The following is a 21964-nucleotide window of genomic DNA, read 5'->3' as shown; positions in this document are numbered from 1 at the left end:
TTTTTTCTATAATTTTTGCGTTGCATTCCGTTTCATTAAGCGAAGCAAAACGCTAGCAATTGCTGAAGCAGCTACACCAGCAACAAGAGCTTCTGGCACACCAGAACTGAAAATCGTCGCAATAATGGCTAAGTAAACAGCAGTTCCAACTTTACCAATAATTTCAGCATAAGCTGAATTAAAAAGAAAATAAATCATGTTCATAACTAAAATGGTATTCGTTGCTGAGCCTAAAACACCAGCCACAAATAAGGAGACAGGTTGCGCTTTTTCCTTCGTTAATTTATTTAGCCATTTGTAAGCGAAATAAGGAACGACCCCAATTAAAATCCGCGGAATGAGCACAATTAAAAGCGCCTTCCAACTACCGTGATCGGTACCGATCACGGGAATAAATGGAGAAAAAACAAACGACAAAGGTGTTGGTGCTGTCGTATTTTTAATTAAGCTAATGATCCCAAACGTGCCGCCCAACATACTACCGATTTTTGGCCCTAAAACAATGGAACCAATAATTACAGGAATATGCATCGTGGTCGAATTTAAAGGACCTAATGTGATAAATCCTAGTGGGGTTAAAGCCAGTAAAAGTAAGATAGCTAAGAACATTGCTGTTAACGTAAATTTTTTCGTGTTATTCATAAATTACTCCTTGTTATCAGATGCTAAAATTTTCATCACTGTTTGAAGAATATCTTCAACAGTGGCAAGTGCGCCACGACCATAATCGCCACAAGCTAATAGAGCTTCACGTGGGATTATTTCTTGATAGCCGACTTCTTTTAAAATGCCAATATTTCGTTGGACAATGGGGTTTTGGTACATATACGTATTCATCGCGGGCGCAATAATTTTGGGTGTTTCAGGATAAAGCGCCAAAGCAACTGTTGATAATAAGTCGTCGGCAATCCCATGGGCTAATTTCCCAATTGTATTGGCCGAAGCAGGTGCTACTAAAAATAAATCCGCTTTTTTAGCTAACTCAATGTGATTAATTTTACTGGGATCAATTTCCATCATGACATCCGTATGCACTGGATTCTTAGAAAGTGATTGTAACGTCAGCGGAGTGATGAACGCTGTGCTGCTTTTAGTCATTAAAATTTCCACATTGTAGCCAAGCTTAGCTAGTTGACTTGTAATATCTGCTGCTTTATATGCAGAAATGCTGCCAGAGACGCCTAATAAAATAGTTTTCATTGTTGTTCTCTCCATTTCTTTTCAACATTTTTAACGATCATTGAACCAATCCCTTGTTTTGAACGAGCTTCTTGGACAATGCCCGTTTCGTTAATTAATAATCCTTCGTGTTCTGTTTCATGAACGTTCATCAAGTCATTGGCTAAGACAAAGTCACACCGATTTTTAACCAAAGCGGCTTGTGCAACCTGGACGAGTTCTTCTTGTGAAACGTCGACAAGTAATTTAAAGCCCACTAAAACAGTTTGGGGTTGCTTGTCACGAATCATTTGGATGACTTTAGGATTTTTCTTTAGAAAAATTAATAATCGATCCGTATCAGATGAAATTTTTGTTGCTGTTTGAGGAATATCAGCAATCTGATTCAATGTGTTTTGAACGATAGTTGCCAAGGCTTCTTTGGTCTTTGGCAATGTTTGTTCGCTTAATTGTTGCGCAAAAGAATCAATAAATTGTTCTTCCGTTTGCGCGGTTTCCGTCGTAAAATCACTGACTGCCATTGCGTGAACAATCGCATCAAATTGCTTTTCAGCAAAGAGTTGTTCTAACGTAGTGGCTAATTCAACCGTTGTTTCTATTTCTTTAATTGATAAGTCCAATTGTTGGGTTGGACGTAATGCATGTTTGGTTGTTACGTAGGTTACGGTGTGTCCAGCAGCTAAAAAACTTTCAGCAATTGCTTTTCCTAGTCCGCCAGAAGAATGATTGGTAATCGAACGAACATTATCAATCGGTTCTGACGTTCCGCCAGCAGTAACTAAAACATCCATAATCAAAACGCCTCCTTAAGAAATTCGGACAATGGTCCGTCCAATATGTTGGCCTGCTTGTAATGCTTCAAAAACAGGGGGAAGTTCTTCTAAAGTAATCTCTTGATACACAGCTTTTTCAGTGATGTCTAAATCAGTGGCAAGACGTTGCCAAACTATTTTTCGTTTGTCCATACCAACATTAACCGAATCAATGCCCAATAAATGAACGCCCCGTAAAATAAAGGGTAAAACGGTTGTCTCTAATGTAATTCCAGCAGCGCGGCCACAAATGGCTGAACGGCCATCATAACGAAGTTGTGGTAAAACAGCAGAAGTAATTTCCCCACCAGTGGTATCAATTGCAAAAGCAAAACGCTGTTTCATCAATGCTTTAACAGGAGTTGCTAAGAAATCTTCTACTAATAAGCATTCACTAACACCTAACTCTTTTAAAAGCTCAAAAGAATCTGGCTTTCTAGTTAATGCAGTGATTGAAGTGTAGCCTAATTGATGCAACATCGCAATAGACAATGTCGCAACACCGCCTGTCGCACCAGTTACAATAATGGGGGCTTCTTTGTCGTCTCGTAAGCCATCGTCTTCTAAAGCTGTGACAGATAATCCTGCCGTAAAGCCAGCAGTTCCGAAGATCATTGCTTCTTTGAGACTCATTTTTTCAGGAAGTGGAACTACCCAATCGCCAGGAACACGCACATATTCAGAATAACCACCAGTATGACTAACCCCTAATTGATAGCCTGTTACGATCACTTTATCGCCTTCTTTGAAACGAGGATCTTCCGATGTGACAACAGTGCCACTGACATCAATTCCTGGAATCATTGGATAATTGCGAATCACACCGCCGTCTTTTTTTGAAGCTAAAGAGTCTTTAAAGTTAACTGAGGAGTAGGCTGCTTTGATTACTACAGTGCCTTCTGATAAATCGTCTAAAGTAATGGTTTCTAGTTGACCAATAACAGATGTATCTTGTTCTCTTAACGTAAATGCTTGAAATGAATTCATATAAAAACTCTCCTTCCAATTATGTAAAAAAGCAACTCGTCTTATTTTATCATATTCTGATTTTTTCGTATCATTTTTCTTCTTATAAACAGTAAGTTATACAGAAAAGAAAGATTGTGTGACAATTAGACTAGAAAAATAAAGAAAAATGGTTGAAATTTTTCAAAAAGTTCGTATACTAAAAAAGGTAAAACTAAACTGTAAGTTTAGTATTACAAAACTTTTGTTGAAAAGATTAGTTGAAAATAGAAACGAGGTGTGCCATGGAAATTGGTGAGAAGTTGAGAAATTTACGCATTCAGAAAAATTTAACGCAAGAAGAATTAGGCGAAAGAACGGATTTATCCAAAGGCTATATTTCCCAATTGGAGCGGGATTTAAGCTCACCATCAATGGAAACATTTTTCTCAATTTTAGAAGTACTAGGCGTGACGCCAGAGCAGTTTTTTAGTCAGCAACCGCTTGAACAGAAAATTGTCTACAATGAAGAAGAAAGTACCCTCTATTATGATGAAGAACATGGCTATGAACTAAAATGGTTAATTCCAGCCTCAAATGAAAAAGAAATGGAACCTGTCATTATTACTTTTGATAAAAATGGCGAATACAAAACGTTTGAACCTTCTCTATCGGAAACATTTATTTATGTGATTGATGGCTCCATTCGTTTGACATTAGGGGAAGCGACGTATATTGCTAAAAAAGGTCAAACCATGTATTACCAAGCAACAGAACCTCACCAAATTAGCAACAATGGTCGAGGAAAAAGTCGTGCGTTAATTGTGGCGACAGAATCGTATTTATAAAGGACGAAATGGAGGAGTTTATCCAGTGAGAAACCATGTGATTTCATTTGAAAATGTTGTCAAACAATTTGACGATGAACCAGTATTAAAAAATGTCAGCTTTGAAATTGAAGAAGGAAAATTTTATACCTTATTAGGACCTTCAGGATGTGGTAAAACCACGATTTTGCGTATTATTGCGGGATTCAATGACGTGACTTCTGGTGATGTTTATTTTGATGGTAAAAGAATAAATGATGTACCTGCCAATAAACGCCAAGTCAATACCGTGTTTCAGGATTATGCTTTGTTTCCTCACATGAATGTTTTTGATAATGTTGCATTTGGTTTAAAAATCAAAAAACTATCCAAAGCAGAAATTGAAAAAAAAGTGAAAGAGGCATTACGTTTGGTTCAATTACCGGGCTACGAAACACGTGAAATTAGTGAAATGTCTGGGGGGCAACGTCAGCGGGTCGCAATTGCACGAGCGATTGTCAATGAGCCAAAAGTATTGCTTTTAGATGAGCCGTTATCCGCTTTAGATTTGAAATTACGCACAGCGATGCAATATGAACTACGTGATTTACAACAACGTTTAGGAATTACTTTTATTTTTGTGACCCATGATCAAGAAGAAGCATTAGCGATGAGTGATGAAATTTTTGTCATGAATAAAGGTCATATCGTGCAAAGTGGCACACCAGTCGATATTTATGATGAACCGATTAATCACTTTGTTGCTGACTTTGTAGGGGAAAGTAATATTGTGGATGGCGTGATGCTGGAAGATAATTTAGTTTCATTTGTGGGCAAAAAGTTTGAATGTGTCGATGGCGGCATGCGGAAAAATGAACCTGTAGAAGTCGTTTTACGTCCAGAAGACTTAACGATTACCACGCTTGAAAAAGGCAAGCTAACTGTAACGGTGGACACGCAGTTATTCCGCGGCGTTCATTATGAAATTATTTGTTTTGATGAACAAGGAAACGAATGGATGGTGCATTCCACTCGAAAAGCCAAAGAAGGTGCTCAAGTAGGGCTCTCTTTTGAGCCAGAAGATATTCACGTGATGCGCTTCAATGAATCAGAAGAAGACTTTGATGCCCGTTTAGAAAGTTACGACGAGTAAACGAAAGGGGAAAATAAAATGAAAACAATGCGTCGAATTTATTCGATTCCCTATGTAATGTGGTTACTTTTATTCGTCATTGCGCCAGTGCTAATGATTATTTATCAATCATTTTTCGATATGAATGGCCAGTTTACTTTGGCGAATTACCAAACGTATTTTACATCAGGAACGTATTTAAGTATGACCATTAATTCGGTTTGGTATGCTTTTCTGATTACCATTTTTACGTTATTGGTAAGTTATCCTACGGCTTATTTTTTGACAAAGCTCAAGCATAAACAGTTGTGGTTAATGCTCGTTATTTTACCAACGTGGGTGAATTTATTATTAAAAGCTTATGCCTTTATTGGGATTTTCAGTATTCATGGGAGTATCAATCAGTTTATGAGTTTTATGGGTTTGGGTACGCACCAAATTCTGTTTACAGATTTCAGTTTTTTATTTGTCGCAACGTATATTGAAATTCCATTTATGATTATGCCGATTTTTAATGCCTTAGAAGAGATGAATCCTTCATTGATTAGTGCTAGTCGGGACTTAGGAGCTAGCAGTGCGGAAACGTTCCGCCGTGTCATTTTTCCTCTCTCCCTAAACGGTGTGAAAAGTGGCGTTCAAGCTGTCTTTATTCCTTCGCTCTCGCTCTTTATGTTAACGCGTTTAATTGGCGGCAATCGGGTGATTACGTTGGGAACGGCGATTGAGGAACACTTCTTAGTAACGCAAAACTGGGGCATGGGTTCAACAATTGGTGTGATTTTAATTGTTGCCATGTTTATTGTGATGTTGCTGACGGGTGAGAAGAAGAAAGGGCGTGGCAAATAATGCAAAAGAAAAAGTTTAAATGGTCTTATGTGTATTTATTCGTTGTCTTTGCGCTACTGTACGCACCAATCTTTTATTTGATTTTTTATTCGTTTAACGATACGCAAACGATGAATCAGTTTACTGGTTTTACGTTAGATAATTATCGGAACGTTTTCGAAGACACACGTTTGTTAACCATTGTTCTGAATACGTTTTTGTTAGCTTTCTTATCGGCTTTAATAGCAACCATCATTGGAACATTTGGCGCGATGGGGATTTATTATACAAAACGTCGTAAAAACCGGAACACGTTGCTTAGCTTTAATAACATTTTACTCGTTTCACCAGATGTTATTATTGGAGCCAGTTTCTTAATTTTCTTCACGGCAGTAGGGTTTATCAGTTTAGGTTTTACAAGTGTGTTATTGTCGCATATTGCCTTTAGTATTCCAATTGTTGTTTTAATGGTTTTACCAAAACTACAAGAGATGAATGATTCCATGGTAGATGCGGCACGGGATTTAGGGGCCAATAATGTTCAAGTGATTAAAAATATTATTTTGCCTTTTTTAGCGCCAGGAATTATTGCTGGCTACTTTATGGCCTTTACTTATTCGTTGGACGATTTTGCCGTAACATTCTTTGTGACAGGCAATGGTTTTTCAACATTATCTGTTGAAATTTATTCACGAGCACGTCAGGGAATTAGTTTAGAAATCAATGCCTTAAGTGCGTTAGTGTTCCTATTCTCAATGATTCTAGTTGTCGGTTATTACTTTATCAGTAAAGACAATACGCCAAAACGTTTAAAGAAAATGCGTCGGGAACAAAGTGAGGTGGCCAAGTTAAAATGAAAAAATTACAGTCACTTTTTATTGGAATTATCGCTATTATTGTCATCTTGTTTTTTGGCGTGCGCCAATTGGAGAAAGCAAGTGGCATGGCAGGAGCAGATACCTTAACCATTTACAATTGGGGGGACTATATAGATCCGACCTTGATTAAGAAATTTGAAAAAGAAACAGGCTATAAAGTCAATTACGAAACCTTTGATTCTAATGAAGCCATGTATACAAAAATTCAGCAAGGTGGCACAGCCTATGATATTGCCATTCCTTCTGAATATATGATTCAAAAAATGATGAAAGCGAAGATGCTTTTACCACTTGATCACAGCAAATTAAAAGGCTTAGAAAACATTGATGCACGCTTTTTAGATCAATCCTTTGATCCAAAAAATAAGTTTTCCGTTCCATACTTCTGGGGCACGTTGGGGATTATTTATAATGATAAATTTATTGACGGTCGTCAGATCCAACATTGGGATGATTTATGGCGCCCGGAATTAAAAAATAATGTCATGCTGATTGATGGCGCTCGCGAAGTGTTAGGATTATCTTTGAACAGTTTAGGCTATTCGTTAAACAGTAAAAACGACCAACAATTACGTCAGGCTACCGATAAGTTAAACCGATTAACGAACAATGTCAAAGCAATTGTTGCCGATGAAATCAAAATGTACATGGCTAATGAAGAAAGTGCAGTTGCTGTAACTTTCTCTGGTGAAGCTGCTGAAATGCTAGAAAACAATGAACATCTACATTATGTGATTCCCAGTGAAGGCTCTAATCTCTGGTTTGATAACATTGTGATGCCTAAGACAGCCAAAAATAAAGAGGGTGCCTATGCATTTATGAACTTTATGTTACGACCAGAAAATGCAGCACAAAATGCAGAATATATTGGTTATTCCACACCAAATAAAGAAGCTAAAAAACTATTACCAAAAGAAGTTGCCGAAGATAAACAATTTTATCCAGATGATGAAACCATCAAACATTTAGAAGTTTACCAAGACTTAGGTCAAGAATACTTAGGAATTTATAACGACCTATTCTTGGAGTTTAAGATGTATCGGAAATAAAAAAGTACCTTTGTAACTTTCATGCCGACCCTAAAAGTTAGATTAAAAAATCTAACTTTTAGGGTCGGCTTTTATTCATACAAACTTCTAATTGAGGCACAAAGAATCCTGTGCTACACTTTGTGTAAAGCATAAAAGGAGCAAAGAAAATGAAGAGGAAAACAATCCGAATACTACTAATCAGTAGCGGTCTTATTTTAATCCTGTTGGTTGGTTACCGTTTGTATCTAGAATATCAAACAGATATTCAATTATTTTTGAATCCTAAAGCCAGTAAGACACAATTATTAGAGCGAATTCGTTCACATGGTTTTTCAGCAGCGCTGTGGTTAGTTTTTTTGACAGTAATTATGTGTGCAGTACCAGGGATTCCGACCTCGGTAATCGGTGTGATTGCAGGATTGAGTTTTGGTCCATTTAGTGGCACACTCATTAACGTTTTAGGGAATAGTTTGGGAAATTTAGTTGCAATCTTTTTGATGCATCATATAAAATTTTTAGATAAAAAAACGGAGACCAATCATTGGGTCCAGTCCATTCGACGGATGAAGCATCCAAAAATTGGGATTATGGTGGGCTACATGATTCCAATTATTCCTTCTTCTGTGATTAATTTTGCTGCGGATACTATGCAGTTGCCATTAAAAAATTTAATAGCCGCGATAGTCGTTGGTGTGATTCCTTCCTCAATACTTTACGCATGTGGAGGCGAAGCACTATTTCATGGATATAATAAAACGGCAGTATTGTTAATTGTGAGTGTTCTTTTGTTCGTTGGATTGGTGGTCATTATTAAGAAAGATAGAAAAAGATTTCAAAAAACTGTTCTTTAAGAACGGTTTTTTTGTGCATTTGAACAATAAATCCTGTTAAATTTACAATTTTAAAAAGAAAGGACTTTGATAAAATGAAAGCGTAAACAATTTAAGGAGCTGATTTTGAATGCCAGATATTACAATATCTTGGGTTGCTGCAATTTTAGGATTAGTTGTAGCGATAGTATTAATTTTGAAAAAATTTAATCCTGTGTATTCCTTGTTTTTTGGTGCAATTGTTGGTTGTCTTATTGGAGGCGCTTCCCTGTCAGATACAGTCGCTGTTCTATTAAACGGAACACAAAGTATTATGGGAACCGCAATCCGTGTCTTAGCAGCCGGCATGTTGGCGGGTGTGATGATGGAATCCGGTGCGGCAGAATCAATTGCCAACGCCATTGTACAAAAACTTGGCGAGAAAAAAGCTATTTTATCTTTGGCATTATCCACAATGGTAATTACAGCTGTGGGCGTATTCATTCCTGTTGCAGTGTTGATTGTTGCCCCGATTGCTCTATCCGTTGGGAAAAGTACGGGTATCAGTAAGTTATCATTATTGATTGCCTTATCAGGTGGCGGCAAAGCGGGTAATATTATTTCGCCTAATCCAAATACTATTGCAGCGGCGAACGGCTTTGATTTACCTTTAAGTGACGTTATGATTGCTGGATTTATTCCAGCCGTATTTGGTTTAATTACAGCTGTTGTTCTTGCAAATATCATGAGAAGCAAAGGATCAATGGTCAAAGAAACGGATCTTGTAGAGGAACAAACAAAAGAATTATTACCTTTGAAAAAGGCGTTGATCGCGCCAGTGTTAGCGATTGTCTTATTATTACTTAATCCGATTGGCGCCGTTTTAAATATTTCTTTCATCAAAAGTTTGAATATTGATGCTCTGTATATTTTGCCGTTCGCCTCAGTTGTTGGGACAATTGCGATTGGGCAAACAAAACAACTGGCCTTTTATGCATCTTCTGGCTTGAAGAGAGTAACCGATACCGTTTTAATTTTAATTGGTGCAGGTGCAATTGCTGGATTAATTTCTGTTTCTGATTTATCAACACAAATTGTCCACTTAATTTCTGTTATGGGAATTTCTGGAACCTTCTTGGCACCGATTTCTGGTATTTTAATGGGCTTAGCAGTTGGTTCAACATCCACAGCGGTTATTTTAGCGACAGGTTCTTTTGGACCAGCGATTTTAGATATGGGCACATCTTCACTTTCAGCAGCAGTCATGGTGCATACTGGGGCAACTGTGATTGATAGTGTTCCTCAAGGCAATTATTTCCATATTACGGCACAAAGTATGAATATGACGATTAAAGAAAGAATTCGAGTGATTCCTTATGAAATGTGTGTCGGTGGGGTAATGACGATTGTTGCAACCATTTTATATGGCTTTATTTTAAACTAGTTGGAAAGTAGGCGCGAAAAGATGACGAAAAAATTTGTTTTGGCTCCAGACTCATTTAAAGAAAGTATGAGTGCAAAAGAAGCCTGTCTGGCAATGGAAAAAGGGATTTTAGCTGTATTTAAAGATGCAGACATTCAACACGTCCCTATGGCAGACGGCGGGGAAGGAACGGTGGATTCCTTAGTGGATGCAACAGGAGGTACAAGAGTACCAGTGCGTGTGGCAGGACCGCTTCCTGATCAAATCGTTGAAACCTATTACGGCTTATTAGGTGACCAAGAAACGGTGGTCATTGAAATGGCGAAAGCCAACGGAATTGAATTGGTCAAAGCAGCAGAACGTAATCCCTTGATCACTTCTACTTATGGTACAGGAGAAATGATTCAACATGCGCTCAATCATGGGGCAAAAAAAATCATTATCGGCATTGGTGGTAGCGTGACAAATGATGGGGGTGCAGGTATGATTCAGGCACTTGGTGCGCGTTTGTTAGACAAGGAAGGGCAAGAATTGACGCGTGGCGGTGGTGCATTAGATAAACTGGCGCAGATCGATTTAACACAGTTTGATCAACGTATTTTTGCTACCGAAGTTCTAGTAGCAAGTGATGTGAATAACCCACTAATAGGGCCAACAGGGGCGTCTCATGTCTTTGGCCCGCAAAAAGGTGCGACAGAAGAAATGGTGGCTCAATTAGATAAAAACTTAGCCCATTATGCAGCGATCATCAAAAAAGAGATCGGCATTGATGTTGAGATGATGCCAGGCGCAGGAGCTGCTGGTGGTTTGGGTGCAGGGTTACTAGCATTCACAAAAGCTCAGTTACGCCCAGGAATTGATATTGTCGTAGAAGTGAATCAATTAGAAGAAAAAATAAAAGCCGCTGATTATGTCTTTACTGGTGAAGGCGGTATGGATTTTCAAACAAAATTCGGCAAAGCCCCTTATGGCGTCTCACGTTTGGCCAAGAAGTATCAAAAACCGGTTTTCGCTTGTGCTGGCTATATCGGCAAAGATGTGGATGTCCTCTATGAAGAAGGGATGACGGCTATTTTTGGAATTTTGGCCAAAGCCGAACCGTTGGAAGCAGCATTGAAAAATGGACCAGTTAACTTAGAAAGAACCGTTGAAAATATTGCTCGTACATTACAGCTGGTGCCTTGTGACTAAGAACTAACCATGGTATCATCAGTAATGAAAGCTGAAATAAAAATGTTCAGTCGTTGATCTGAAGAATTAAGCGTTTGGGACATAAGTCATTGCGGCTTATGTCCCAAACGCTACTCGCTTTTTAGAAAGTTGGCGATAGCAATGTTAAAATTAGACAAAATCCAAGCAAATAAAATTGTTGAAAAGTTGATGGCAGATATTCCTTATAACATCAATATTATGGATGAACGAGGAAAAATTATTGCGAGTGGAGATTCTGCTCGAATTGGGGAACGCCATCGTGGTGCAGAAAGAGCCATCAATGAACGAAAAAATATTGAAATTTATAAAGATACTTCTTTAGAGAAAAAAGGCACCAATGAACCGATTATTTTGAATGATCACATTTTAGGTGTCGTAGGCATTTCAGGAGAACCAGACGAGGTGCGCAAATTTACCAAGCTTGTGCGCTCGATTGTTCTTTTACTGACAGAAGAATTAAATACACAACAAGAACGCGAAAAAAAGAAAAAACAAAAAAATCAGTTTATCCAGCACTTAATGCATGTTGATTCTGCTTACTCAGAAGCCTTAAAACTTGAAGCGTTGGAACTATATAACCTTCAATTAGATGACCAGAATCATTGTGTACTGACCAAGGACAAGCGCTTATTATCCAGTTATTATCCTGGCCATGAAATATTTGAATGGGAAAATTGTTATCTGGTGATTACTTCTGAACTACCTCAGATAACAAAGCCAGTAACAGAATATCTTGTGATAAGTTCGGAAAAAGCCACGATTCAACAAATGGTCCAAGAGGCACAAAACACGTATTTACTTCTATCGTTTCTCCAATTAGAAAAGGCTAAGTTTTACCAAGCAGAAGATTTTTTCATTCAAGGAATTTTTAATTTTCCTTTTCATATTGAATTGGATTTTTTTGAAACCATCCAGACGATTTATGATGAATACTATGAAACCGTTATTTTTTTCGCCAATCATAACTTAAACATCAATGAAACCTCACAAGTATTACATATCCATCGAAATACATTGAATTACCGCTTGAAACGAATTCATGAATTGACGGGGATGGATCCAAAAGTTTGGCAAGATTTTTGGAAATTGTTCTATTATTTTGCCTATTGCTTTAAAGAACGTTTTGAAAAGTAGTGAGGAGCAGGAATGCTTGTTTGTTAAGCAAGTGTCAGCATATTTTTCGCCAGAATCAAAAATATCTTTTATAATAATTGTAAGGAATCAAACGATTTAGATATCAACGAGGAGTGGTACCAGTGAAAAAAGCAGTTTTAATTGTTAACCCCAGTTCTGGTGGTGAAAAAGCCAAAGAATTTGAAACGTTAGCAGAAGAAAAATTAAAGCAGTTATTTGATGAAGTTGTAGTGAAACAAACAGAAAAAGGCGGCGATGCAGAACAATTTGCCCGTGAAGCTGCGGAAAGTCACTTCGACAGTGTTTTCGTAATGGGGGGAGATGGAACCGTTAATGAAGGAATTAGCGGGTTGGCAGAACAAGCTTACCGCCCAAAATTTGGCTTTTTTCCTTTAGGAACGGTGAACGATTTAGCGCGAGCCTTGAATTTACCGATGGACCCTGAAGAAGCGATTCAACAATTAGATTTAGAAAAAACCAGTGCTTTAGATGTGGGGAAAATCAATGACGACTACTTTATGAATGTCGTTGCGATTGGGACGATTCCAGAGTCAATTAACGACGTGGACGTTGAACAAAAAACGAAGTTAGGAAAACTCGCTTATTTTATTTCAGGTGCCAAACATTTAGCGAATGCTCAAACGTATCCTTTTCATTTAAGCTTGGATCAAAAAGAACAAACCATTGAAAGTAGTACCGTTTTAGTTGGTTTAACGAATTCAATCGGTGGGTTTGAAACATTATTACCAGAGGCCCAAGTGGATGATGGCAAACTTCATTTAGTTTATTTAAAAGATCAATCATTGTGGGATGCAGTAAAAGCCGTTCCAGATTTGTTAAAAGGCGTCGATCAGTCCACTGATAATTTAGCTTACCTAACCTTTAAAGAAGGAACAATCTCCTTAGAAAACCAAGAAGAATTATCCACTAATGTGGATGGTGATGAAGGAGCTGCTTTGCCAATTACGCTGAAAATTTTGCCTAAACACTTGACGGTGTATTGCGGTGAAGAACAAACAAAATAGCTGATTTTTTGAGAAAAGCTGGAACATTTCTATTTGTTTAAAAAACAGATAAGTTCTGGCTTTTCAAATCATCTAAAAGAGAATCAATCAGGGGATATGCTATACTTTGTTTCTACATATTGATAGATAAGGGAGTTAATGAGATGAGAAGAAAAAAACATAAAAACAAAAAGAAACAAGAACTTTTTGAAGAGATTGAAAAACAAGAATTAGCAGAACAAGAAACTAAGCAATTGAATGAAGAAATCGAAGACCCAGAATTTCGTTCTTTTTTTCAAGATGTCTTGAAAAAATTTCCACAAAAAACGTCTACTGCCATAATGAATGCTTTCGCAACTTCTAAAGGTAAAGCAGAACAATTAGTGACGAACAGTCAAACACAACTCGACAAAGTATTTGATGAATTTTTGGCTGGTGTTTCACCTGACGTGAAAAAGAAAAGTCATCAAACGATTCATTTTGCTGCATTGTCAGCAGCAATTATTGGGTTTTCGCCAATTCCATTTTCGGATGCTTTTTTACTGGTACCTGTTCAATTAACTATGATGTCACGGCTGCATAAAATTTTTGGTCAGTCTTGGTCTGAAAGCTTAGGTAAAAGTTTAACCAAAGAATTAGTAGTGGTTAGTTTAGGTAAGAGCGCAGTCGGAAATATTCTAAAAGTGATTCCTGTTGTCGGAACTGTGACTGGTGGCATGGTCAATGCTTCAGTTGCGGTAGCAATTACGGAAGCGCTTGGCTGGGTTACCGTCAAAATGTTAAACGATGGTGTTGATATCTTTGATGATGTGATGTCTTTCAAAGGACAATTTTCAACATTATTTAAAGCCATCCAAAATACTAAAAAGAAATAATTACTGTATCGATTAACTAGGATGAGACACATTTAAACTTTTTTAAGTAATTCGTAGCAAATTTCCAAGGTTTTCGTCACAAATTATTCACAGGTTCTCGTTAATATATAAGCATACCAACAAAACACCCAACATAAACACTTTTCATTTTTACTCCTCAAGTAAAAATAACTCCTTTCCACTCAGTCTACCCAACTGAGTGGTTTTTTTTTGCGAAAAAAGAGGGCGTTGAACAATTTGTTCAACGTCCTCTTTTAATAGATGGGGAAGTCATTTGTTAAGAATTATTTTTTCCATTCTGCTACTTGGTCTTTATGTGAATCAACCCAATCGCGTGCAGCTTCTTGTGGGTCTTTGCCTTCGTTAATTTCTAACATGACAGATTCCATATCCTTAGTTGTCCAATGGAAATTATCTAACACTTTGTAAGCTTCTGGTTGATCTTCTTTTAGGCCTTGGCGAGCCATTGTGTGAATCGCTTCTTCGCCGCCCATAGTGCCTTTTGGATCAGCTAAATATTTTAAATCATATTTTGCAAACATCCAGTGAGGAGACCAGCCAGTAATAACGATGTCTTCGTTGTTTTTAATTGCTTGTCCTAAGGCGACAGTCATGGCACCTGATGAAGAAGTTTCAACAGACCAATCTTTCAAATTAGGATAAGCTTCTTTAGTTTTCTCTGCTGCTGCAACAACACCAGCCCCAGGTTCAATTCCAGTAATCTTTTTCCCAGCTTGATCAGATAAATCTTCGATAGAATCAACATCCATATAAGAAGGGACGACAATTCCTAGCTTCGCACCTTTAAGGTTTTCACCAAGGTCGTCTAATTTATCTTTATATTGTTTATATTGCTCTGCGTGTGTTCCTGGCAGCCACGCACCAACCATGGCATCTGTTTCACCTTTAGCTACAGATTCCCACATAATTGCGTTATCTAAAGGAGTCGTTTTAACATCATACCCCATATCTTTTAAGACTTCGGCAACCACATGTGTGGAGGCTACTTCGGTATCCCATTCCACATAAGAAAGGGAAATTTGCTTATCATTTGTTGTTGTAAAAATTGAAGCACCAACTAAGCCAGCGACAATTACAACAACCGCTGCAATAATCCCGTATTTTTTCTTTTTAGAGGTGGCACCAGCTGCTTTAGGGGCTGCTTTTTTATTATTTAAATGTTGAGTAAAACGGTCAATGATAATCGCTAAAATAACTAAAGCCACACCATTTACGAAACCGTTCCCGACTTGCGCACGTTGTAAAGCAGAAAGGACGCCACGTCCTAATCCAGGCGCACCAATCATTGAAGCAATAACTACCATTGATAGAGCTAGCATGGTTGTTTGGTTAACACCAGCCATAATCGTGTTTTTGGCTAAAGGTAATTCTAATTTGAATAATTTTTGCCAGCCAGTACTACCGTAAGAATCAGCTGCTTCAACAAGTTCATTTGGTACTTGTCGAATTCCTAAATTCGTAAAGCGCACGGTTGGTGGTAAAGCGAAGATAACAGAGGCGAAGACCCCAGGAACCATACCAATTCCGAAGAATGCAACGGCTGGAATCAAGTAAACGAAACCAGGCATTGTTTGCATGAAGTCCAAAATCGGTGTAATGATACTTTTGGCTTTTTCGCTTTTCGCCATTAAAATCCCTAGTGGCACACCAATGATAATGGAAATAACACTAGAAAGTAAAACTAACGTAACGGTACTCATTAAATCGTTCCATAAGTTTTGATTATAGATAAACATTAAGCCGATAAACGTGAATAAACTTAAGCCGATTTTTTTATTAGAAATAAAGAAAGCAGCAATCGTTAATAGCACGATCAGCACAAGTGGTGGTACGGCTGTTAGTAATGCAGTAATGTTGTCCATTACACTTTGACCAATTGTTTGTAAAAAGCTGAATAATCCAGCAAATGTTGAAGTTAACCAATCAGTAAAACTTTCAACCCAAGACGCGACAGGTAATTGATACTTATTCATGTTCGTTCACCTCTGTTTCTGCAAGTGCTTCAAGTACGCTACCACGGATGACCACGCCTAATAGTTTGCCGTTATCAGTCACGGCAAGAGGCGTTTGTGCATCATAAATCAGTGGGAAAATATCATTCACTAACATATCTTTGTCGATTGTTTGAATTTCTGGATCCACACATTCTACAAGAGAAGTCCCGTTTTTACGCGCTTCTAAAGCTTTTTCTGCGCGTACAACGCCTTTTAGTTGGCGTTTTTTATCCACGGCAAGTAACATACTCACTTCTTCTTGACGCATCCGTTTTAAAGCAACAGTTGGGCCATCAATTTCAATGTTAGTAGTTAAAGCAGGTACCATAATATTTTGGGCAGTTAAGACTTTTGAACGATCCACATCTTCCACGAAGGTTCGCACATATTCGTTGGCTGGGTTGGTTAAAATTTCTTCTCCAGTCCCAATTTGCATAATTTGACCATCTTTCATCAAGGCGATCCGGTCGCCGATTCGTAAAGCTTCATTCAAATCATGTGTGATAAAGATAATGGTTTTTTTGACATTTTCTTGTAAATCTAATAGTTCGTCTTGCATTTCACGACGAATTAACGGATCAAGAGCAGAGAACGCTTCGTCCATTAATAAAATTTCTGGATCGTTAGCCAAGGCACGAGCAAGGCCGACACGTTGTTGCATCCCACCAGATAATTGACTTGGTAATTGGTCTTTAAAAGCAATTAAGCTAGAATTTTCTAAGGCTTTTTCAGCTTTTGCTTGGCGTTCTTCTTTAGGAACACCACGAATTTCTAAACCATATTCCGTATTTTCTAAGATAGTTCGATGGGGGAAAAGACCAAAGTTTTGGAAAACCATGCTCATTTTATTTCGACGTACTTCACGTAATCCTTCTTTATCTAAAGAAGAAATATCTTGTCCATCAATATAAATATTTCCTGAAGTTGGTTCAATCAAACGATTTAATAAACGAATTAATGTTGATTTCCCACTTCCTGATAACCCCATAATAACGAAAATTTCGCCTTCTTCAACTTCGAAATTTACATCATAAACACCGACTGTGGCACCCATTTTTTCTAAAATTTCTGTTTTGCTTTTGTTGGCACGAATCATTTCAAGTGCCGGTTTGGTTTTCTTACCAAAGATCTTGGTAAGGTGATTTACTTTTACTTTTGGCAAATCATTGTTCCTCCTCATTAAAAAAAGTGACTACATCAGACTACTATAAAGTTGTCACTTTGTCAAATTAGATGAAAATCTTTCTGAAAATGAAGAAAAACAGTATTTTAACTAGGTTTTATAGTGGTTTTTTATGAAAAATAGAAATAATAAATAAAAAAAGTGACTATTTACCGCAAGATAAGTAGTCACTTTTTTGTTTAAGGATAAAAGAAATTTTGGACTCGTTGTAACGTTGATTCGTCATGTCCAACAAAATAAAGTGTGTCGTTCAACGAAATCTTTGCATATGGACCAGGTGAGACCAGAAGTTCTTCTTTGTGTTTGATGGCGATAATCGTTGCCGAAGTGTTTTGCCAAAAATTCATTTCGCTAATCGTCGCCTCAAGATAAGCAGCTTCTTCTGTTAAAACTAATGAATAAGGATTCATTGGATTGAAAGAATCAAAACGCTTTGTTTGTTCAACAAGAGTATCTAGAATGCTAGAAAAATGAGTAAGTTCTTCTTTTTGTTTCGCTACGCTATCTAGCAATTCTTCTTTAATTTCAGCAATCGTTTGAACGTCTTGATATTGTGTCACAAAGTCCTGCGCTTTTTCTTTTGATGCCACATAGAATCCGCTGCCGTGTTTGGCTTTAACGATTTCTAAATCAACTAAAACGATAATGGCTTTGCGGGCTGTTTCTGGCGACACTTGGTATTGGTTAGCTAGGGTGGAACGGGCATGGATTTTATCTCCAACATGTAATTTGCCTTCTGCAATTTTTTCCGCAACATCGACGGCGATTTGTTGATATTTGGGCTTCGTTAAACTGATTTTTTTGGAAGCCATAGTGAATCCCTCCGTTAATTGTTATTTTCCATTCCTTCTAATTCTAAACTGAAATTTTCCCATTGCTCAAGTAGTTCATCTTGTTGCTGACGAGCATCATCTAATTGTTGGTTTAAAGCCAGCAATTCAACATGATTTTCTAGAATGTCTGGTTGACTCATTTGTGCTTCTAATTGTGCAATTGTCGTATCTAACTGAGCAAGATTTTCTTCGACTTGTGTTATTTTTCTCTGCAAAGTACGGAGTAATTTTTGTTGCTCCTTATTTTGATAAAAGGTATTTTTGGCTGTGACTGGTTCGGGTTTTTTCGCCGCTTCTTCATTAGCTAAGAGGGCAGCGATTTCTTCTTCCTCTTGTTTCTTTTCTAAATAATAATCATAGTCGCCTAAATAAAGTTTGCTGCCTTTTTCAGAAAGCTCAACAACTTTTGTTGCAATTCGATTGATAAAGTAACGGTCATGGGAAACGAAGAGGATGGTTCCTTCATAATCAATCAGCGCATTTTCTAAAACTTCTTTATTATCGATATCCAAGTGGTTGGTTGGCTCATCGAGTATCAAGAAATTGTCACGATTCATCGCTAATTTTGCTAATGCCACACGTGCTTTTTCACCACCGCTTAATAAAGGAATCGTTTTTTCAACATCATCTCCACTGAAGAGAAAGCCGCCTAAAATACTTCGAATCTCTTTTTCAGGTGTGGTTGGGTGTTCATCCCATAATTCCGCTAAGACCGTTTTATTGCCATGTAAATTGGCTTGCTCTTGGTCATAGTAACCTACAGAAACATTGGTGCCAAAAGTTTTACTTCCTTTAATGAAAGGAATGCGGTCAATAATTGATTTCAAGAGAGTGGATTTACCAATTCCGTTCGGTCCGACTAAGGCAATGGCTTCTTTGCGACGAATATCCAAGTGAATAGGTTCGGATAAAATATGTTCTTGGTCGTAACCAATGGCGGCATCTTCGACTTGTAAAACAACATTTCCCGAGACTTTTTCACTATCGAAAAGAAAATGCGCCGATTTTTCATCTCCTTGAGGTCGGTCTAAACGATCCATTTTTTCTAATACTTTTCGGCGACTTTGCGCACGTTTCGTTGTAGATGCACGAACCAGATTTTTGGCAACGAAATCTTCTAACTTATTGATCTCTTCTTGTTGCTTTTCATACGCTTTCCATTCACTGGCTAATTGTTCTGCTTTTAACTCCAAGTATTTGGAATAGTTTCCTTTGTAGTGAGTCATTTTTTTACGGCTCAGTTCATAAACTTCATTAACTACCTTATCTAAAAAATAACGATCGTGGGAAACAATCAATAGGGCGCCGGCATAACTTGGCAAATAAGATTCCAGCCAAGAAAGCGTCTCGATATCTAAGTGGTTTGTAGGCTCGTCCAGAATTAAAATGTCTGGTTTTTGTAAAAGCATTCTCGCTAATGCAAGCCGGGTTTTTTGACCACCAGATAAGGTTTGAATATCTTTCGTGTAAAAAGATTCATCAAAGCCAAAGCCGTGAAGGACTGAGCGAATTTCATTTTCATAGCCGTAGCCATTTTTTTCAGAAAACGTATGTTGCAATTGATCGTACTCTTTTAAAATTCCTTCATAAACGGAAGTGGTTGGCTCCATTTCACTAATTTTGGTTTCTAATTCTCGCATACGCTGTTCCATTTCTAGGATGTCAGCAAAGGCTTTTGTCATTTCTTCCCAAACGGTTTTATCTGATTCTAAGCCGGTATTTTGAGCTAAATAACCTAACGTAGCAGTTTTATTTTTAGCAATAGTTCCGCTATCGGGAGCATCAATGCCTGCAATGATTTTTAAAAAAGTCGATTTTCCAGCACCATTACGACCAACTAAGGCAATCCGACTTTTTGTTGCAATTTCTAAATGTATGTTTTCAAACAATGTTTCCGAGCCAAAATGCCGGGCAACTTGATTTGCTTGTAATAAAATCATCAGTAGTCCTCATTTCTAAATTCATTGCCCTTAGTGTAGCATAAAATCTGCTAAAATAGCACGTATCAAAAAATGCTTTGTGAAGGTTTATACCTTTTATCACAAACTTTTGAAGAAAAATGCTATTTTTGAGCCATAGAATTGCTTTTTATTGTGAAAAACTGCTATTATGTTAATGGATAAGATTTAAGTGAAAGTATTGGAGGTCCAATTGTGAAAGATCAAGTTATTCCAAAAGCAACGGCGCGACGCCTTCCTTTATATTATCGCTACTTAAGAATGTTACATGATACAGGAAAAAATAAAGTCTCATCAACTGAATTAAGTGAAGCGGTACAAGTAGACAGTGCGACTATTCGTCGTGACTTTTCATATTTTGGTGAATTAGGTAAACGTGGGTACGGCTATGATGTTGAAAACTTAATGAACTTTTTTGCAAAAACGTTGAATGAAGATGAGTTAACCAATGTCGCATTAATCGGGGTTGGTAATTTAGGAAGTGCTTTATTAAAGTACAAATTCCATCAAAGCAACAGTATTCGTGTAAGTTGCGCATTTGATGTGAATGAAGATATTGTGGGACGCATTGTTGACGGTATTCCGGTTTATCCAATGGAAGATATGATGGAACAAATCCGTGTTCAACAAATCGAAGTGGCTATTTTAACTATTCCAGCTCGCAAAGCACAAGAAGTTGTGAACAAACTTGCCGAAGCAGGGGTTAAAGGAATTCTAAACTTTACAGCTGCGCGTTTAGTAGCGCCACCTGAAGTATTAATTCAAAATGTTGACTTAACCAACGAATTACAAACATTAATTTATTTCTTACATCATGACAACGAATTGATTGACGAAGAAGAATAAGCAAAAGAAAAGGGCCTAGTCGTTTAGACGAAGGCCCTTTTCTTATTGAATTGCACCATTATGCAAAAGTAGTTGAACAATAATCACAATCGTATTCATGCCGCAATGGGCAATAATTGAGGTCCAAATTTTTCCAGTTTGCTTGTACAAAAGAGCAAAGAAAAATCCCATAAAGAAATAAACAAAAAAGTGACCATCGGCATGTGCGAGTGAAAAAATCGCCGAACTAACAGTAGCCGCAATCCAGAAATTTGTAAAAGGCTGGATTAAATGGATAAATGCATAACGAAAGACGAATTCTTCCATAATCGGACCACCGATAGTAGTTGCCAAAATAAATAAAGGATTTGCCAAAATCACCGCCACAATAGCTTGCGTATTTTGAGAAGTAGCTTGTTCTCCTGTGATGGCTACTTCAATGGCAAAAGTAACCCCTTGAATCAGCATGGCAATGAAAATCCCACTAACACCTAGTAAAAAAATAAAAATAGGTGATTTCAAGGTTGCGGTTTCCTCTAAAGGAGAAGGTTCTGTGGTTTTTAAAAAGATGCCAATCATTACAAGGGCGCCAATAATGTAGAGAGCAGTTGTCACATTAATCGCTGCATTGGGGGAAATACCCGAAAAAAGTAACGGCCCGAAAAAAGCGATAATGTATGTGACTAAAATAAATAAACTTGATTTTCTTAAGGTCATGGTTAATCCTTTCTATAATTATTTTTTACGATTATTGCGATAGCCTAATAAAAGAAAAACGAATAAGAAAAAGAAAAGAGATTCCCAAAGTGTCGAAACAATTCCTTCTGTGACACTGAAAACAAGATTTCCTAAATTCGCTATCACAAAATAAACGAAGGTTGCTATTAGTGCTGTAAGTAAACGTTGTTTCATTTTATTCGCCTCCAATCGTAGTCAACTTATTTTACCATGAATTAAAGGATTGGAAAAACATTCCATGAAAAAAAGAATACGCAATAAAAAATGCGTATCTTATAATTGACAAGAAAAAGAGAGAAAAGACTTGCATTTTTAGAGTGAAATGAGTATTATAAATAGTGTGAGTT

At 37.4% G+C, this 21964-nt stretch carries 22 protein-coding genes; 12 read left to right on the top strand and 10 right to left on the bottom strand.

From position 1 onward, the window contains the following. Window positions 1–6 precede the first annotated feature (6 nt). The 4 genes from AB3I72_RS04425 to AB3I72_RS04410 are packed head-to-tail and all read right to left on the bottom strand — an operon-like array spanning window position 7 to window position 2978. On the bottom strand, window positions 7–642 hold the full coding sequence (locus AB3I72_RS04425; RefSeq protein ID WP_061101073.1) for an ECF transporter S component: 636 nt from the start codon (window positions 640–642) through the stop codon (window positions 7–9). A gap of 3 nt (window positions 643–645) precedes the next feature. Continuing rightward, a complete protein-coding gene (coaC, locus tag AB3I72_RS04420) occupies window positions 646–1200 on the bottom strand; it encodes a phosphopantothenoylcysteine decarboxylase (RefSeq protein ID WP_002359573.1) in 555 nt (184 codons plus the stop codon). Beyond that, entirely contained in the window at window positions 1197–1970 is a 774-nt protein-coding gene (gene coaB, locus AB3I72_RS04415; RefSeq protein WP_368023615.1) for a phosphopantothenate--cysteine ligase, read from the bottom strand. Before coaB ends, coaC begins: the two co-directional genes overlap by 4 nt. 15 nt (window positions 1971–1985) lie before the next feature. Beyond that, on the bottom strand, window positions 1986–2978 hold the full coding sequence (locus AB3I72_RS04410; RefSeq protein WP_002356506.1) for a YhdH/YhfP family quinone oxidoreductase: 993 nt from the start codon (window positions 2976–2978) through the stop codon (window positions 1986–1988). A gap of 263 nt (window positions 2979–3241) precedes the next feature. Here AB3I72_RS04410 and AB3I72_RS04405 point away from each other — a divergent pair, with 263 nt between their 5' ends. From AB3I72_RS04405 to AB3I72_RS04355, 11 genes are all read left to right on the top strand, one after another. Further along, a complete protein-coding gene (locus AB3I72_RS04405) occupies window positions 3242–3784 on the top strand; it encodes a helix-turn-helix domain-containing protein (RefSeq protein WP_002356507.1) in 543 nt (180 codons plus the stop codon). Between the two features lie 25 nt (window positions 3785–3809). Further along, a complete protein-coding gene (locus AB3I72_RS04400) occupies window positions 3810–4895 on the top strand; it encodes an ABC transporter ATP-binding protein (protein ID WP_002356508.1) in 1086 nt (361 codons plus the stop codon). An 18-nt stretch (window positions 4896–4913) separates the two neighbouring features. Next, window positions 4914–5720, top strand: coding sequence for an ABC transporter permease (locus tag AB3I72_RS04395; RefSeq protein WP_002356510.1), 807 nt, complete (start codon window positions 4914–4916; stop codon window positions 5718–5720). After that, on the top strand, window positions 5720–6556 hold the full coding sequence (locus AB3I72_RS04390) for an ABC transporter permease (protein ID WP_002356512.1): 837 nt from the start codon (window positions 5720–5722) through the stop codon (window positions 6554–6556). The genes AB3I72_RS04395 and AB3I72_RS04390 overlap by 1 nt, the downstream gene beginning before the upstream one ends. Next, a complete protein-coding gene (locus AB3I72_RS04385; protein WP_010823906.1) occupies window positions 6553–7626 on the top strand; it encodes a PotD/PotF family extracellular solute-binding protein in 1074 nt (357 codons plus the stop codon). The genes AB3I72_RS04390 and AB3I72_RS04385 overlap by 4 nt, the downstream gene beginning before the upstream one ends. A gap of 149 nt (window positions 7627–7775) precedes the next feature. After that, window positions 7776–8459 (top strand): TVP38/TMEM64 family protein, encoded by a 684-nt coding sequence (locus tag AB3I72_RS04380; RefSeq protein WP_002419471.1) that lies wholly within the window; start codon window positions 7776–7778, stop codon window positions 8457–8459. A gap of 109 nt (window positions 8460–8568) precedes the next feature. After that, window positions 8569–9861 (top strand): GntP family permease, encoded by a 1293-nt coding sequence (locus AB3I72_RS04375; RefSeq protein ID WP_002359581.1) that lies wholly within the window; start codon window positions 8569–8571, stop codon window positions 9859–9861. A gap of 21 nt (window positions 9862–9882) precedes the next feature. Continuing rightward, entirely contained in the window at window positions 9883–11031 is a 1149-nt protein-coding gene (locus AB3I72_RS04370) for a glycerate kinase (protein ID WP_061101074.1), read from the top strand. A gap of 141 nt (window positions 11032–11172) precedes the next feature. After that, window positions 11173–12186 (top strand): sugar diacid recognition domain-containing protein, encoded by a 1014-nt coding sequence (locus tag AB3I72_RS04365; RefSeq protein ID WP_002359587.1) that lies wholly within the window; start codon window positions 11173–11175, stop codon window positions 12184–12186. Between the two features lie 122 nt (window positions 12187–12308). After that, window positions 12309–13211: a diacylglycerol kinase family protein gene (locus tag AB3I72_RS04360; RefSeq protein ID WP_061101076.1), complete on the top strand. Its 903-nt coding sequence runs from the start codon at window positions 12309–12311 to the stop codon at window positions 13209–13211. Between the two features lie 119 nt (window positions 13212–13330). Further along, window positions 13331–14065 (top strand): YcjF family protein, encoded by a 735-nt coding sequence (locus AB3I72_RS04355; RefSeq protein ID WP_016614371.1) that lies wholly within the window; start codon window positions 13331–13333, stop codon window positions 14063–14065. A gap of 284 nt (window positions 14066–14349) precedes the next feature. Here the strand turns inward: AB3I72_RS04355 and AB3I72_RS04350 are convergent, their stop codons facing one another. The 4 genes from AB3I72_RS04350 to AB3I72_RS04335 all read right to left on the bottom strand — a co-directional run bounded on the left by AB3I72_RS04350 (window position 14350) and on the right by AB3I72_RS04335 (window position 20036). After that, complete coding sequence (locus AB3I72_RS04350; protein ID WP_002356521.1) at window positions 14350–16059, bottom strand: ABC transporter permease/substrate binding protein; 1710 nt, start codon at window positions 16057–16059, stop codon at window positions 14350–14352. Then, window positions 16052–17242, bottom strand: a complete 1191-nt coding sequence (locus AB3I72_RS04345; protein ID WP_368023614.1) for a glycine betaine/L-proline ABC transporter ATP-binding protein — start codon at window positions 17240–17242, stop codon at window positions 16052–16054. The genes AB3I72_RS04350 and AB3I72_RS04345 overlap by 8 nt, the downstream gene beginning before the upstream one ends. Before the next feature lie 200 nt (window positions 17243–17442). Beyond that, complete coding sequence (locus tag AB3I72_RS04340) at window positions 17443–18075, bottom strand: GntR family transcriptional regulator (RefSeq protein ID WP_002356525.1); 633 nt, start codon at window positions 18073–18075, stop codon at window positions 17443–17445. A 14-nt stretch (window positions 18076–18089) separates the two neighbouring features. Continuing rightward, window positions 18090–20036: an ABC-F family ATP-binding cassette domain-containing protein gene (locus AB3I72_RS04335; protein ID WP_368023613.1), complete on the bottom strand. Its 1947-nt coding sequence runs from the start codon at window positions 20034–20036 to the stop codon at window positions 18090–18092. Window positions 20037–20249: 213 nt separating this feature from the next. Here AB3I72_RS04335 and AB3I72_RS04330 point away from each other — a divergent pair, with 213 nt between their 5' ends. Next, window positions 20250–20900 (top strand): redox-sensing transcriptional repressor Rex, encoded by a 651-nt coding sequence (locus tag AB3I72_RS04330; protein ID WP_002356528.1) that lies wholly within the window; start codon window positions 20250–20252, stop codon window positions 20898–20900. A gap of 42 nt (window positions 20901–20942) precedes the next feature. Here AB3I72_RS04330 and AB3I72_RS04325 read toward each other — a convergent pair whose 3' ends face one another. Beyond that, window positions 20943–21596, bottom strand: a complete 654-nt coding sequence (locus tag AB3I72_RS04325) for a CPBP family intramembrane glutamic endopeptidase (protein ID WP_002356529.1) — start codon at window positions 21594–21596, stop codon at window positions 20943–20945. 18 nt (window positions 21597–21614) lie between these two features. Further along, a complete protein-coding gene (locus AB3I72_RS04320) occupies window positions 21615–21791 on the bottom strand; it encodes a hypothetical protein (RefSeq protein ID WP_002356530.1) in 177 nt (58 codons plus the stop codon). Window positions 21792–21964 lie beyond the last annotated feature (173 nt).

It is taken from the genome of Enterococcus sp. GC34, assembly GCF_040886645.1.
GTDB classification, from domain to species: Bacteria; Bacillota; Bacilli; order Lactobacillales; family Enterococcaceae; genus Enterococcus; species Enterococcus faecalis.
The sequence above is the reverse complement of the archived record's forward strand: the minus strand, read 5'-3'. Positions and strand labels throughout refer to the sequence as shown.

Coding starts and splice junctions, on each gene's coding strand:
- AB3I72_RS04320 (WP_002356530.1), bottom strand. CDS start 21,791: ATGAAACAACGTTTACTTACAGCACTAATAGCAACCTTCGTTTATTTT.
- AB3I72_RS04385 (WP_010823906.1), top strand. CDS start 6,553: ATGAAAAAATTACAGTCACTTTTTATTGGAATTATCGCTATTATTGTC.
- AB3I72_RS04370 (WP_061101074.1), top strand. CDS start 9,883: ATGACGAAAAAATTTGTTTTGGCTCCAGACTCATTTAAAGAAAGTATG.
- AB3I72_RS04375 (WP_002359581.1), top strand. CDS start 8,569: ATGCCAGATATTACAATATCTTGGGTTGCTGCAATTTTAGGATTAGTT.
- coaC (WP_002359573.1), bottom strand. CDS start 1,200: ATGAAAACTATTTTATTAGGCGTCTCTGGCAGCATTTCTGCATATAAA.
- AB3I72_RS04335 (WP_368023613.1), bottom strand. CDS start 20,036: ATGATTTTATTACAAGCAAATCAAGTTGCCCGGCATTTTGGCTCGGAA.
- AB3I72_RS04405 (WP_002356507.1), top strand. CDS start 3,242: ATGGAAATTGGTGAGAAGTTGAGAAATTTACGCATTCAGAAAAATTTA.
- coaB (WP_368023615.1), bottom strand. CDS start 1,970: ATGGATGTTTTAGTTACTGCTGGCGGAACGTCAGAACCGATTGATAAT.
- AB3I72_RS04325 (WP_002356529.1), bottom strand. CDS start 21,596: ATGACCTTAAGAAAATCAAGTTTATTTATTTTAGTCACATACATTATC.
- AB3I72_RS04340 (WP_002356525.1), bottom strand. CDS start 18,075: ATGGCTTCCAAAAAAATCAGTTTAACGAAGCCCAAATATCAACAAATC.
- AB3I72_RS04380 (WP_002419471.1), top strand. CDS start 7,776: ATGAAGAGGAAAACAATCCGAATACTACTAATCAGTAGCGGTCTTATT.
- AB3I72_RS04410 (WP_002356506.1), bottom strand. CDS start 2,978: ATGAATTCATTTCAAGCATTTACGTTAAGAGAACAAGATACATCTGTT.
- AB3I72_RS04395 (WP_002356510.1), top strand. CDS start 4,914: ATGAAAACAATGCGTCGAATTTATTCGATTCCCTATGTAATGTGGTTA.
- AB3I72_RS04350 (WP_002356521.1), bottom strand. CDS start 16,059: ATGAATAAGTATCAATTACCTGTCGCGTCTTGGGTTGAAAGTTTTACT.
- AB3I72_RS04425 (WP_061101073.1), bottom strand. CDS start 642: ATGAATAACACGAAAAAATTTACGTTAACAGCAATGTTCTTAGCTATC.
- AB3I72_RS04365 (WP_002359587.1), top strand. CDS start 11,173: ATGTTAAAATTAGACAAAATCCAAGCAAATAAAATTGTTGAAAAGTTG.
- AB3I72_RS04390 (WP_002356512.1), top strand. CDS start 5,720: ATGCAAAAGAAAAAGTTTAAATGGTCTTATGTGTATTTATTCGTTGTC.